Here is a 13,520-nt window from a genome sequence, read left to right as displayed (position 1 = left end):
CTAAAGACCTCTTGGTCAGTGATTAATCTGTAACGCGGTACTTATGACTATATACCTAACCGAACTTGATACTACTAGTATAGAGTTTCCTTCGCCCTTCGACGCGCTTGATGAACCCAACGGTCTGCTCGCCTTTGGTGGTGATTTATCACCAATGCGAATTTTGAACGCTTATAGCCAAGGTATATTTCCATGGTACGGCCCAGGTGAGCCTATACTTTGGTGGAGCCCTGCACCGCGAGCGATATTTAATCCTAAGACATTCAAACCATCAAAAAGTCTTAAAAAGTTTCAAAGAAAACATAATTATCGTGTCAGCATTAACCAAGCGACCGATAAAGTGATTGGTTACTGTTCGTCACTCAGGCCCGAAGAAGAAACGTGGCTAAACAGTGACATGCAATCAGCCTACTGTGAACTCGCTTCATTAGGCTTCTGTCATTCAGTAGAGGTTTGGCAAGGCGATGAACTGATCGGCGGACTTTACGGCTTGCAAAGAGGCCAAGTCTTTTGCGGTGAATCGATGTTTAGCTTGAAGACCAATGCCTCTAAGATCGCGCTGTGGTACTTTTGTGAACACTTTACACGATTCGGAGGAAAGCTCATCGATTGCCAAGTCATGAACCCTCATTTGGAATCCTTGGGCGCTATCGAAGTAGAAAGAGATGAGTTCCTTAGTGCTTTGAAAATACTTAACGAAAATCAACTTAACGATGGATGTTTTAAATCACAATGGCTAGAGGGAACGCCTTCATGAGTTCAGATTTACAACAAATCAGAATTGGATTGACCGATAACCATGCTTGCAGCTACCTGCCACATCTTCAAGAAAGAGTGGCGGTCACGCTTGATGAACACATGCACACTTCAGAGAATTATGAAGTTCTGCTCGCAAACGGGTTTCGTCGCAGTGGAGCTACCATTTACAAGCCACATTGCGACTATTGCTCAGCATGCCAGGCCATTCGTATTTCGATTCCAGAAGTTAAATTTTCCAAAAGCCAGCGACGGGTCCTCAACAAGGCGAAAATATTTCGCTGGGAACTCAAAGATACAATGGATGATAACTGGTTTGATTTATATAGCCGCTACATAACCGCTCGTCATCGCTCGGGAACCATGTACCCACCAAAGGAAGAAGAATTTTTACAATTCTCACAAAATGAGTGGCTTACAACAAAGTTCATGCATATCTACGACGAGAACAAGTTGATCGGAATTGCTGTTACCGATGTTATGGCTCATAGCACTAGCGCGTTTTATACCTTCTTCGATCCAGATATCGACATATCCATGGGAACACTTAGTGTTCTAATCCAAATCCAACATGCCCAGAAAGAGCATAAACAATGGCTATATTTGGGTTATCAAATCGATGAATGCCCTGCAATGAACTATAAAGTACGGTTTCAACGCCATCAAAGGCTAGTAAATCAACGGTGGCAAGGGTAGAATACGCGACAACTTTACATATTTTGATTTTAACGGCACAATCAAGCCGTTGAAAACCGCCAAATTTCGAAAGAGGATTAGATGGCTAAAGAAGACGTAATCGAGATGCAAGGCACTGTCCTTGATACTCTACCAAACACAATGTTCCGTGTTGAACTTGAAAATGGTCACGTAGTGACAGCACACATCTCTGGTAAAATGCGTAAGAACTACATCCGTATTCTTACTGGTGATAAAGTAACTGTTGAGATGACTCCATACGACCTTTCTAAAGGCCGCATCGTCTTCCGTGCTCGTTAATTTTTAATTATCGAATACGATAAGAAGCGGAGCTATATGCTCCGTTTTTTAACACCTAAAATTCCCCGTCTCCCAAAAATAAAAAACGCACAACCGAAATCATGCGTTTTATTTTAGCTATGTGTTCATTGAGGCCTAAGCTGCTAGAAAGTTAAACCATGAAGAAATAATGCTTAGTGCATAACTTCTTCTTTCGCCCCTACATAAACAAAGTCTAGATCGTCTTTTTTCAGGGACACCTTAACTGTACCGCCATCAACCAAGCTACCGAACAACAGCTCATTGGCAAGAGGCTTCTTAAGCTTATCTTGAATCACACGTCCCATAGGGCGAGCTCCCATCGTCTTATCGTAGCCTTTGTCTGCCAACCAGTGACGAGCATCTTCAGAAACCTCTAGAGATACGCCACGTGCGTCCAGTTGAACCTGAAGCTCAACAATAAACTTGTCGACTACTTGGCTAATCACGCTTGGATCCAAGCTGTTGAACCAGATGATGTTATCAAGGCGGTTACGGAATTCAGGAGTAAACACTTTCTTAATTTCACCCATCGCATCCGGTGCGTGATCTTGCTGGATGAGACCGATCGATTTCTTCTCAGTTTCAGCAACACCCGCGTTGGTTGTCATCACTAAGATAACGTTACGGAAATCCGCTTTGCGGCCGTTGTTATCAGTTAGTGTACCGTTATCCATCACCTGCAGTAACAGGTTAAAGATATCTGGGTGAGCCTTTTCGATCTCATCAAGTAACACAACAGAGTGTGGGTTCTTGATTACCGCGTCAGTCAGTAGACCACCTTGGTCATAACCAACGTAACCTGGAGGCGCACCAATCAAACGGCTCACCGAGTGACGCTCACCGTACTCAGACATATCAAAGCGCAGCAGTTCAATACCCATCAGTTTAGACAGTTGAACCGTAACCTCGGTTTTACCCACACCAGTAGGACCAGCAAATAGGAATGAACCAACCGGTTTATTGTCAGCACCTAGTCCTGCACGAGTTAGCTTGATCGCTTCGCTCAATACATCAATCGCTGGGTCTTGTCCGAATACCAACATTTTCATGCGTTGATCCAGTTTCTGCAGCGTATCTTTGTCTGAAGACGATACTGATTTCTCAGGAATACGCGCCATCTTCGCCACCATTGACTCAATATCCGCCACGCTTACCGTCTTCTTACGACGGCTTGCAGGAGCCAGACGGCTACGAGCGCCGGCTTCATCAATAACGTCAATCGCCTTATCAGGAAGGTGACGTTCATTAATGTATTTAGCTGACAACTCCACAGCGGCACGCAACGCTTTATTGGTATAGCGCACTTCGTGGTGAGCTTCGTATTTTGGCTTCAGGCCAATCAGAATCTTAGTCGTATCATCTAATGACGGTTCAACAATATCGATTTTCTGGAAACGACGAGATAGCGCACGCTCCTTCTCAAAAATACTGCTGTACTCTTGGTATGTTGTTGAGCCGATGCAACGTAACTTACCGCTGCTTAATAGCGGCTTAATTAGGTTTGCCGCATCAACTTGACCGCCAGATGCGGCACCCGCACCAATAATTGTGTGAATTTCATCGATAAACAGAATCGCGTCTTCTTCTTTTTCTAGTTGCTTAAGAATCGCTTTGAAGCGTTTCTCAAAATCACCACGATATTTAGTACCTGCTAGAAGTGAACCAATATCTAAAGAATAAATCACACTGCTCTGAATAATTTCAGGTACTTGTCCTTCAACAATACGCCATGCAAGACCTTCAGCAATGGCAGTTTTACCTACACCAGCTTCACCCACTAAAAGAGGGTTATTCTTGCGACGGCGACATAGTACTTGAATTGTACGTTCAAGCTCTTTATCACGCCCGATAAGTGGATCAATGTTACCTTGCTTCGCCACTTCGTTAAGGTTGGTGGCAAAGTTTTCTAGACGGTCTTCAGAATTCGCTTCTTCTGCACTCTCTGTACCACCAAATGAAGCAGACGATGATGAGCTGTCGCCTTCGTTATTGACCTTGGTAATACCATGAGAAATAAAATTAACAATATCTAAGCGACTAATGTCGTTTTTCTTAAGAAGATACGCCGCGTGAGATTCTTGCTCACTGAAAATAGCGACAAGTACATTAGCACCTGTTACTTCACTACGACCTGAAGATTGGACATGAAAAACAGCGCGTTGGAGCACTCGTTGAAAGCTCAGTGTAGGCTGCGTTTCACGAGTCTCATCGCTCTCTGGAATCAGTGGGGTTGTTTGATCGATAAAAATATCGAGCTCGTTGCGAAGAGCATCGAGATCAGCCTGACAAGCTTGTAGCGCTTCCTTGGCCGCATCATTTTCTAATAATGCTAGTAGGAGGTGTTCGACAGTCATAAATTCATGCCGCTTGTCTCGTGCACGAGCAAATGCACCATTTAAACTCGTCTCTAATTCTTTATTTAGCATAAGTACCTCCTAAGTGAACAACAATGTTGTTCGAGCAATTTATACTTGCTCCATTGTACATAGTAGCGGATGCTCATTTTCCTTTGAATACATCGTTACCTGAGCTACCTTTGTTTCCGCTATTTCAGCACTGAATGTGCCGCATATAGCTTTACCTTCATAATGAACCTTGAGCATCACTTCCGTTGCTTTTTCGATATCTAGTGAGAAAAATCGCTCTAGTATCTCGATTACAAAGTCCATAGGCGTGTAATCATCGTTATTCAATATAACGTTATACATTGCCGGTGGCTTTACTTTAGTTGTCTCTTTCTCCAGTAGATCTGAGCCTGGAGATGCCCATTCAAAGTTTCTGCTCATATCAGTTTTGCTAAGGGTTATTTTCCGGAAATCGTGAATGTTTAGCTCATTCAAATCTATCATATTCACGCTTTATGGTGTACTAAGAAACTGCACCAAGAAACAGGGCCAAAAAATATTCCTCTATACTGAGCCTAATCCACCATTTCCATAGCTGCAAATAAAAGATCTCGATTAACAGGATTAACATATGTGATTGATTAAAAAGACACCACAACTATTGACTCTGACAATAAAACCGCCACTAAGTTACTATTTAGTTAATAGTTTGCAGTTAATCTCGAATGTGATTTGTTATTAAAATTGATCAATTTTATACCAATTTGCTATTGACTGTGCTCAATCATTAGCTACATTGGAGCTAAAAGGTTTTTTAATACATTTTTGCAACATGATTTGAAATCAGCAACACGCTTTAAAAATTAACAATAAGGAATAGTTACGCAGGGTAGCGTTAATTTCCGTAAGCAATGTACGAGGTTCAAGCTATCAGCTGAAGTTTTTTCGCTGATAAGAATGATATCAATCTCACTTACAAAAATTGATATAACAACGTTAGTAATAAAATGCATGAGGGATGTATAGCATGGCTACAGGTACAGTAAAATGGTTTAACAACGCCAAGGGGTTTGGTTTTATTTGTCCAGAAGGTGAAGACGGCGATATTTTCGCGCACTACTCCACAATACAAATGGAAGGTTATCGAACCTTAAAGGCTGGTCAGCAGGTCGACTATGAAGTAGAAAGTGGACCTAAAGGATCGCATGCTAGCTCTGTTGTTCCTGTAGAAGGTAACGCCAGTAAATAGGTTCACTGCCAACACATGTTTACGTTCATTAGTCCTAGTTAAAGGCGACTAAGTTACACAGAAACCGCTCATTTAGCACTGTCATACAGTCTTAAATGGGCGTTTTTTTTTCGAACAATAGACATCAAGTAAAAAACGCTTTAACGGTTTCATTAAAGCGTCTTCAATTTTGGTTTAGCCAGTAAATACATTTCTTACCTGACTAAAAGGTAACTATCAAACCATGTTTATGACTTGATAGTTATGAGTACAATCACTATGCATCAATAAATGCGTTTAGCGTTGCACTTGGGCGCATTAGAGTTGAAACCAATGCGTCGTCAAGTAGGTAGTAACCACCTAAGTCACCAGCTACACCTTGAGCGTTGTTTAGCTCGGCAACAATCGCTTCTTCGTTTTCCGTCAGTTGATGCGCCACACTAGCAAACTCTGCTGCTAAATCAGCATCAACAGTTTGTTCAGCAAGTGCTTTAGCCCAGTATGCAGCTAGGTAGTAGTGGCTACCACGGTTATCAAGCTCTCCCACTTTACGTGAAGGTGACTTATTGTTATCTAGGAATTCGCCCGTCGCTTTATCAAGTGCATCAGCTAGAACTTGCGCTTTAGCATTTCCTGTCACTACGCTTAGGTGCTCTAGTGACGCCGCCAATGCTAAGAATTCACCGAGAGAATCCCAGCGCAGATGGTTTTCTTTCTCTACTTGCTGCACGTGCTTAGGAGCCGAGCCGCCAGCACCTGTTTCAAACAAACCACCACCGTTCATTAGCGGAACAATTGATAGCATCTTAGCTGATGTACCAAGCTCTAGAATTGGGAACAAGTCAGTTAGGTAATCGCGTAAAACGTTACCTGTAACTGAAATCGTATCTAGACCTTCTTTAATACGAGCCAATGAGTATTGAGTTGCTTCAAGTGGAGCAAGGATCTTAATTTCAAGACCATCAGTATCGTATTCAGAAAGGTACGTTTCAACTTTCTTAATAAGCTGAGCGTCGTGCGCGCGAGATTCATCTAGCCAGAATATCGCTGGAACACCCGAAGCTCGAGCACGAGTTACCGCCAGTTTAACCCAGTCTTGAATTGGCGCATCTTTAACCTGACACATACGGAAGATATCGCCTTCCTCGACATCTTGCTCCAAAAGCACTGAGCCTGAAGCGTCAACAACCTGAACCTGACCAGCAGATTCAAGAATGAAAGTTTTATCATGAGAACCATACTCTTCCGCTTTTTGAGCCATCAAACCAACGTTTGGTACGCTACCCATAGTCGTAGGATCAAAAGCGCCGTTCTCTTTACAGAAATCAATAACTGCTTGGTAGATACTCGCATAGCTACGATCTGGAATCATTGCTTTCGTATCTTTTTGCTTACCTTCTGGGTCCCACATTTGACCTGAAGAACGCAGCATTGCAGGCATAGACGCATCAACAATGATATCGCTTGGTACGTGTAGGTTAGTAATACCACGGTCCGAATCAACCATAGCTAGTGGAGGCTGAGTCTCGTATACCGCTTGTAAGTCAGCTTCTATTGCTTCTTTCTGCGCTTGGGGAAGCTCAGCAATTTTCGCATATACATCACCGATGCCGTTATTAACATCAACACCTAGCTCTTCAAATAGTTGGCCGTGCTTAGCGAATACGTCTTTGTAGTAAACCTTAACCGCGTGACCAAAAATCACTGGATCAGAGACTTTCATCATCGTCGCTTTCATGTGAAGAGAAAGCAGTACACCTTGCTCTTTAGCCGATACGATCTCTTTTTCAAAGAACGCAACCAAAGCAGCTTTGTTCATTACTGATGCATCGATGATCTCTTTATCTTGCAGTGCAAAAGCTGGCTTAAGCGTTTTCTTAGAACCGTCTTTACCAACAAACTCAATGCTTACTTGAGTAGCGCCTTCAATTGTCACTGACTTTTCACTACCGAAGAAGTCTTTGTCGTCCATGCTTGAAACATGTGACTTAGAGTCTGCAGACCAAGCGCCCATAGAGTGTGGGTTTTTCTTCGCGTAGTTCTTAACAGAAAGTGGAGCACGACGGTCAGAGTTACCTTCACGTAGTACTGGGTTTACTGCACTGCCTTTAATCTTGTCGTAAGTCGCTTTTACTGCTTTTTCTTCATCAGTATTCGCTTCCTCAGGGTAATTAGGAAGTGCGTAACCTTTTGACTGTAGCTCTTTGATCGTTGCTTGAAGTTGAGGTACAGATGCTGAAATATTTGGAAGCTTAATGATGTTCGCTTCTGGTGTCTTAGCCAGCTCACCTAGCTCGGCTAATGCATCACCTATACGCTGCTCTTCATTCAAGTAGTCAGGGAAGTTGGCAATAATGCGCCCTGCAAGTGAAATATCGCGAGTATCAACGTCAATACCAGAAGAAGCCGTAAAAGATTGAATGATTGGCAGCAGAGAGTAAGTTGCTAGTGCCGGAGCTTCGTCTGTGATGGTATAGATGATAGTTGGTTTTTCAGTAGGCATGAAATTTCCCTATAGTTCTTACAAGCTCACCTAAAGTAGTGAGCATGTTATAAATTGACCAATAAGCGACTCTGAGAGTAAAAACTGCTTACTTGGTAGTCGTACTCTATCTTATTCCTCATGCTATCTTGATGACAGCATGAACCAAATCCGTGAGTGCGTTGTTATAATAAAACACGAAGGTATAATTAAACAAATCAGGCTTAAGAGTCCATCAACTTGTTCTATTTTGTGTCTTTTAGGCGCGCAAATGATAGCTCAATTCCGTTTCAGTGAAAACTTTTCAGCACACTTCATTTACATTTTTGCAAGGTAGTTAACATGTCTACTCGCTCACGCAGCGCATCTCGCTCAGACAAACCAACTCGTTCTGGCGCAACATTAAAACAAAGCGGTAATAGGCAGAGCCGAAGCAGTGATAAACATAGCACTGGTAATTCACATAAAAAACCTCACTCAAGTAAACACCGTTACAAGAGTAAACCTATGAGTACCAAACCCAAGGTAACATTGGAAGAGCGAAAAGTGATTCTGTTCAATAAGCCTTTTGATACTCTCAGCCAGTTCACTGATGGTGAAGGCAGAAAAACATTGGCTGATTTTATACCAATTAAAGATGTTTATGCCGCAGGACGACTTGACCGCGACAGCGAAGGATTAATGGTCTTAACCAATGATGGCATCTTTCAAGCTAAACTAACTCAGCCCAACTCAAAGTCACCAAAGACTTATTGGGTGCAGGTTGAAGGAAGCCCCTCTGAGGAAGATTTAGATAAATTGAGAAAAGGTGTCGAACTAAAAGACGGTATGACACTGCCAGCAAGAGTAGAAATAATGCCAGAGCCAGAGGTTTGGGAAAGAACCCCTCCAGTTAGGTTTAGAGCTGCAATACCGACTACATGGATAGCGATGACTATCATTGAAGGACGTAACCGTCAGGTAAGGCGTATGACAGCCAATATCGGCTTCCCTACCCTGCGCCTCATTCGCTATTCGATGGGTAATATGAACGTCGGTGAGCTTCAGCCTGGTGAGTGGAGAGAGGTAGACCTTTAACCGCTTGAACGAATAGAGCCAGCAGCTAGTGCTCCTGGCTTCGCTTCCTAAAAACAGTCATCAACGTTGATTGAGTACAATTACTGCTGGTCAACCAACCATTTACGGAGTGATTTACGCTCAGTTGGCGACAATTTCAAATACGACATTTTTGCTTTTTGCATTTCTAGGCTATCTTGGCCTACAGACTTAGCTGCTTGTTGCTTACCGTTTACTAAACTTGCACCGGCAACAGGTGCAATGACATTACCCGCAAAGCTGATGCCATTGGCTGCGTTATAAATCGCAAGTTGTTCGTCAAGGTTTGAATATGGGAGCATGCCCTTTTTCCCCACCATTTTGATTTGGTCGTAATCTATATCGCTGCCATTGAGGCTCACATTCCAGTCAATCGTATCGCCTTCAAACACTTTTCTTGCTTGAAGTACGCCCTTCAGTTTCGGACCGTCGATGTCCAATTCGCCACCATTAACATCCAAGGTAAGAATATAAGGCGCTGAAGTGAAGTTGCCACGCTGCTCACCTCGCCCCAACATCGTATCAATGCGTAACACGATTTGATTCGATCCCGTGGTAAGCATAAACGGTTCATCCATCTGCTTTTGACTATTGATAAATAACACTTCAACCCCTTGAGCCGCATCTAGCTCGGTCGACGAATTGGTGTTTGCATATGCATTCGGGACACTCAACGCAGAAAGCGCCATTAAAATCGAAGTCCAAATAGTACGTTTCATGATTTAACCCTTTTTTATCATTAAGTCTTATACCCAAATAACCTCGAGGTCTCGCTAACACCATGCATAAAAATATAGCTTACTAGCCAGAGATTTAAGCTCAGTTGGGTATAACACTGACAGCTTTCCTATATAATCAAAAAGGCCGCATAATTGCGACCTTTGTTTACATTCAACTTGATATCAAGTGATTAGAATGTGTAGTACATACCAGCAACAACACCGTCACCTTCAACTTTGTTGTTGTTATCAGTTACATCTTCTGCATCAGTATATTCAACAAATGCTAAGATGTTGCTAGAAACTGAGTAATCAGCACCGATAGTGTAGTAGTTGATTTCTTCATCGTTATCACCGTCAGTGAAGCCGAATGACGTGTATAGACGTGCTTTTTCGATTTGGTAATCTAAAGCAGCAGAAATTGTGTCTAGATCTGAAGCACCATCGATGTCTTCAAAGATGTAGTTCACTGCCGCGCCGAAGTTACCTAGAGTAAGACCAGCTTTTGCACCCATGATGCTGTGGTCAGTACCATTTCCGCGGTTACCTTGATCTTGGTAAGTAGCGCCAAGAGTGAACATCTCATCGAAAGTGTATTCAGCAGATACACCGTATGCAGCATCTTCATTTTCATCTGAAGATAGGTAAGTATCAGCGATTAACTTAAGACCACCAGTTGTGTACTTAGCTGAAATTGCATGACCAGCAGACTCAAGAGAGCTAACAAAATCATCCATGTAACCTAAACCTTCGTTAGTGTTGTCTAGTGTTACTGCGTCTAGAGAGTCACCGAAGTCACCTACTTCACCAGCAGCAATACCGAAGTTTTCACCAATATTGAAACCGAAGTAAAGGTCATCAGTTTGCATTGAATTATCGTCGCTTACCTTACCTTTCCAACCATCAAAACCGTTACCGTTTTGGATTTCGAAAGAGCCGAATGCAGATACGCTATCGTTCAACTTATGCGTTGCATCGATTTGGATTTTTGCCCATAGATCCACGTCAATGTCAGACTTGGTTTTTGTCGCTGTACCACTAGCTGTTGTTGTTGATTCAGCAGTACTTAGGTAAGTATCGATTTCACCTTTAACGTTGAACGCTGTAGTGCCGTCGTCATAAATGTTGCCTGCTGCTAGCGTAGAAGTTGAGATACCCGCTAGTGCTAATGCGATTAGAGTCTTTTTCATAATAAATCCACTGCCTTTTCTAAGAATGGGAGATCCTTGCCCGGTTCCCTATTATTTTTGTGACTAGTAATTACCACTCTTTGTTGGCTAACCACTGTCACTAAATTTCGAGGTCTAGATTGCAAAAGATTATCCTGCGTGTCAAATAAACTAAAAAAACACTCAAAAAAAACATAAACAGCTAAAAATCAAACACTTACATTTTTTTTCATTGTTTTACGAGTAACTTATCCTTAGTTTCACTGGGAAATATAATAACTATAAAAATAAAAAATACAGCATTAAAAACCATAAAAGTATAAAAAAAACCACTGAATAAGAATTTTACACCTAATAGCCAGTCTTTTTTAATATTTATATTTCACAAGATAAATAAAATAGTTAAGTTCCTGATGGTTCAGTTTTTTTTTGTGAACGAGATCTACCTTTGATTCAAAAGCGAGCTATTTTGCCGTAAATGTACCGGCTAGTGATATGTGCTACTATCCTCGCTCCGTTACGTAGGTCACAGTATGCTAACTACTAAAATTCAAAACTCTATCCGCACCAGTTATCAAAACCTCCAATATCAGTTGGACAACTTTGTACCTCGACGTGCTCAAAATTACCTTGTTGCAGAAATAGCAAAGACACTTTGTGGGCAATACCACAAAAGTAATCGCATGATTGTTGCAGAGGCAGGAACGGGGATTGGCAAATCACTGGCTTATTTAATGGCGACGATTCCTGTTGCGGTACTCAACAATCGAAAAATCGTCATTTCAACGGCGACAGTTGCACTTCAAGAACAACTCGTCAATAAAGATCTCCCTCTATATAGAAGACTTACTGATAGAGAGTTCTCTTTTATACTCGCCAAAGGTAGACAGCGTTATTGCTGTGCCGAGAAGCTAGCCACAGCTTGTGGGGTTGATGGTGGTCAGATGGCTATGTTCGAATCCAAGCCAAAGCAAAAAGACATCGAACAATTACAGACCATGTACCGCAGTTTGACTCAAGGTAAATGGGATGGCGACCGTGATTCATGGCCGAAACCGATCGACAACATGATTTGGCAAATGATTGTCAGTGATAAGCACAGCTGTAATAACAGTATGCCTTCTCATAGAGACTGCCCTTTCCAAAAAGCACGCTCGGAGCTAGATAAAGCGGACGTGATTATTGCCAATCACAGCTTGGTGATGGCAGACGCTGACTTAGGTGGCGGGGTAATACTGCCAGAGCCAGAAAACAGCATCTATATATTCGATGAGGCTCATCACTTACCACACGTAGCAAGAGATCACTCTTCTGCTGCGGCAAGCTTAAAAGGTGCCGCATCTTGGTTAGAGCGCTTGAATCAATCCATCACCAAGCTTTCGGGCTTGGCGGATGAAAAGCGAGTGGGTCGTTTCAGAAATGAATTACAAGATTCCGTACAACAGCTGATTCCCACACTCACGCAGCTCAGCAAGCAGTTTGACGCCACCCATTTTGAAGATGGATTGTACCGTTTTGAACATGGTGACTTACCAGAATGGTTAGAGAACGAATCTAAAGACCTCAAACAATTGAGTCAAAAAGCGAGTCAGGCTGTCGCTAAGATTGCAGACCTTATTGCTGAGCGTGTTAAAGATGGAGAACTTTCAACGAAATTAGCTGAGCCCGCGCTTGCTGAAATCGGCTTCTATATACAAAGAACAGAAAACCTAGCGCAAGTTTGGCGCTTAATGGCCGAGCCGAAACGTGAAAAAGGCGCGCCTTTAGCTCGCTGGCTTGAACTCAATAAAGAGAATGAAGGCGATTTCGTTGTTAATGTTTCACCACTCGAAGTTGGCTGGCAACTTGACCAACAGATTTGGAGTCGTTGTGTCGGTGCAGTGCTTGTTTCTGCGACGATGAGAGCTCTCAACTCGTTCAGCTTTTTCTGTCACCAAGCGGGGATCAGTCAAAAAGAAGACGATGGCGTACAATTTCTGGCTTTGGCATCACCGTTTGATTATCAGAATCAAGCGGAGCTGATCGTTCCTGCCATGAAATACGAACCGCAAGCGCCTCAGTTTACCGACTATCTTATTGAAATTTTGCCTAAGGTAATAGAAAACAACAAAGCCAATCTCGTTCTATTCTCTTCTTACTGGCAAATGAATAAAGTTGCAGAAGCTTTGGCAACAGTTTTCGTTAAAAAGTCATGGGCTTTACAGGTTCAAGGTGACACTTCACGCACTGAAATCCTAAAAAAACATAAAAAGCTCATAGACCAAGGTAAAACAAGCGTTCTTTTTGGAACTGGAAGCTTTTCAGAAGGCCTTGATCTACCAGGAGAACTTCTTGAAAACCTAGTTATTACCAAGATTCCTTTTGGCGTTCCAACCTCCCCAGTAGAACAAGCACATTCAGAATATATTGAATCACGTGGCGGTAATCCCTTTATGCAGATTACGGTTCCAGATGCGAGTAAAAAGCTTATTCAATCTGTCGGTCGGCTACTGCGAAAAGAACGAGATTCTGGTAAAGTCACCATCCTTGATAGACGTATAGTGACGAAGCGATACGGGAAGTCCCTACTCGACTCGCTACCGCCTTTTAAAAGAACAATAAATTACTAATTTTCCTACCCTTAAGGTAGTTATGGGCCAGTTATCGCTAGGCCCTGCATTCACAACCCAACATGACTAATCCATCGATTATTCGTGTGGCTGTACGACC

Annotated in this window: 11 protein-coding genes; 6 read left to right on the top strand and 5 right to left on the bottom strand. The window is 42.5% G+C overall.

Annotated features, from left to right (window positions below):
• The first annotated feature begins 43 nt into the window (after positions 1-43).
• From aat to infA, 3 genes are all read left to right on the top strand, one after another.
• Positions 44-757, top strand: a complete 714-nt coding sequence (gene aat, locus OCU50_RS04905; RefSeq protein ID WP_060467395.1) for a leucyl/phenylalanyl-tRNA--protein transferase — start codon at positions 44-46, stop codon at positions 755-757.
• Complete coding sequence (locus OCU50_RS04900; RefSeq protein ID WP_060467394.1) at positions 754-1,452, top strand: arginyltransferase; 699 nt, start codon at positions 754-756, stop codon at positions 1,450-1,452. The genes aat and OCU50_RS04900 overlap by 4 nt, the downstream gene beginning before the upstream one ends.
• Before the next feature lie 81 nt (positions 1,453-1,533).
• A complete protein-coding gene (gene infA, locus OCU50_RS04895) occupies positions 1,534-1,752 on the top strand; it encodes a translation initiation factor IF-1 (protein ID WP_001040192.1) in 219 nt (72 codons plus the stop codon).
• Between the two features lie 173 nt (positions 1,753-1,925).
• Here the strand turns inward: infA and clpA are convergent, their stop codons facing one another.
• Both clpA and clpS read right to left on the bottom strand, forming a co-directional pair.
• Positions 1,926-4,199, bottom strand: a complete 2,274-nt coding sequence (clpA, locus tag OCU50_RS04890) for an ATP-dependent Clp protease ATP-binding subunit ClpA (RefSeq protein ID WP_060467393.1) — start codon at positions 4,197-4,199, stop codon at positions 1,926-1,928.
• A gap of 39 nt (positions 4,200-4,238) precedes the next feature.
• Positions 4,239-4,559: an ATP-dependent Clp protease adapter ClpS gene (gene clpS, locus OCU50_RS04885; RefSeq protein WP_029626771.1), complete on the bottom strand. Its 321-nt coding sequence runs from the start codon at positions 4,557-4,559 to the stop codon at positions 4,239-4,241.
• A 586-nt stretch (positions 4,560-5,145) separates the two neighbouring features.
• Here clpS and cspD point away from each other — a divergent pair.
• Positions 5,146-5,367 (top strand): cold shock domain-containing protein CspD, encoded by a 222-nt coding sequence (gene cspD / locus OCU50_RS04880; protein WP_017055029.1) that lies wholly within the window; start codon positions 5,146-5,148, stop codon positions 5,365-5,367.
• A 256-nt stretch (positions 5,368-5,623) separates the two neighbouring features.
• Here the strand turns inward: cspD and OCU50_RS04875 are convergent, their stop codons facing one another.
• On the bottom strand, positions 5,624-7,849 hold the full coding sequence (locus OCU50_RS04875) for an NADP-dependent isocitrate dehydrogenase (RefSeq protein WP_060467392.1): 2,226 nt from the start codon (positions 7,847-7,849) through the stop codon (positions 5,624-5,626).
• 321 nt (positions 7,850-8,170) lie between these two features.
• On the opposite strand from OCU50_RS04875, the gene OCU50_RS04870 reads away from it, so the two are divergent.
• On the top strand, positions 8,171-8,905 hold the full coding sequence (locus OCU50_RS04870) for a pseudouridine synthase (protein ID WP_060467391.1): 735 nt from the start codon (positions 8,171-8,173) through the stop codon (positions 8,903-8,905).
• An 80-nt stretch (positions 8,906-8,985) separates the two neighbouring features.
• Here the strand turns inward: OCU50_RS04870 and OCU50_RS04865 are convergent, their stop codons facing one another.
• Together OCU50_RS04865 and OCU50_RS04860 are read right to left on the bottom strand one after the other, a co-directional pair.
• Entirely contained in the window at positions 8,986-9,642 is a 657-nt protein-coding gene (locus OCU50_RS04865; protein WP_060467390.1) for a DUF2057 family protein, read from the bottom strand.
• A 191-nt stretch (positions 9,643-9,833) separates the two neighbouring features.
• Entirely contained in the window at positions 9,834-10,832 is a 999-nt protein-coding gene (locus OCU50_RS04860; RefSeq protein WP_060467389.1) for a porin, read from the bottom strand.
• Positions 10,833-11,344: 512 nt separating this feature from the next.
• Between OCU50_RS04860 and dinG the strand changes: the two genes are divergently transcribed.
• Entirely contained in the window at positions 11,345-13,420 is a 2,076-nt protein-coding gene (dinG, locus tag OCU50_RS04855) for an ATP-dependent DNA helicase DinG (protein ID WP_060467388.1), read from the top strand.
• Positions 13,421-13,520 lie beyond the last annotated feature (100 nt).

Origin of the sequence: Vibrio toranzoniae, from assembly GCF_024347655.1 — a bacterium.
GTDB lineage: Bacteria > Pseudomonadota > Gammaproteobacteria > Enterobacterales > Vibrionaceae > Vibrio > Vibrio toranzoniae.
Note: the sequence above shows the minus strand (reverse complement) of the source record. Positions and strands in the feature narration are given on the sequence as shown.

Coding starts and splice junctions, on each gene's coding strand:
- aat (WP_060467395.1), top strand. CDS start 44: ATGACTATATACCTAACCGAACTTGATACTACTAGTATAGAGTTTCCT.
- OCU50_RS04900 (WP_060467394.1), top strand. CDS start 754: ATGAGTTCAGATTTACAACAAATCAGAATTGGATTGACCGATAACCAT.
- infA (WP_001040192.1), top strand. CDS start 1,534: ATGGCTAAAGAAGACGTAATCGAGATGCAAGGCACTGTCCTTGATACT.
- clpA (WP_060467393.1), bottom strand. CDS start 4,199: ATGCTAAATAAAGAATTAGAGACGAGTTTAAATGGTGCATTTGCTCGT.
- clpS (WP_029626771.1), bottom strand. CDS start 4,559: ATGAGCAGAAACTTTGAATGGGCATCTCCAGGCTCAGATCTACTGGAG.
- cspD (WP_017055029.1), top strand. CDS start 5,146: ATGGCTACAGGTACAGTAAAATGGTTTAACAACGCCAAGGGGTTTGGT.
- OCU50_RS04875 (WP_060467392.1), bottom strand. CDS start 7,849: ATGCCTACTGAAAAACCAACTATCATCTATACCATCACAGACGAAGCT.
- OCU50_RS04870 (WP_060467391.1), top strand. CDS start 8,171: ATGTCTACTCGCTCACGCAGCGCATCTCGCTCAGACAAACCAACTCGT.
- OCU50_RS04865 (WP_060467390.1), bottom strand. CDS start 9,642: ATGAAACGTACTATTTGGACTTCGATTTTAATGGCGCTTTCTGCGTTG.
- OCU50_RS04860 (WP_060467389.1), bottom strand. CDS start 10,832: ATGAAAAAGACTCTAATCGCATTAGCACTAGCGGGTATCTCAACTTCT.
- dinG (WP_060467388.1), top strand. CDS start 11,345: ATGCTAACTACTAAAATTCAAAACTCTATCCGCACCAGTTATCAAAAC.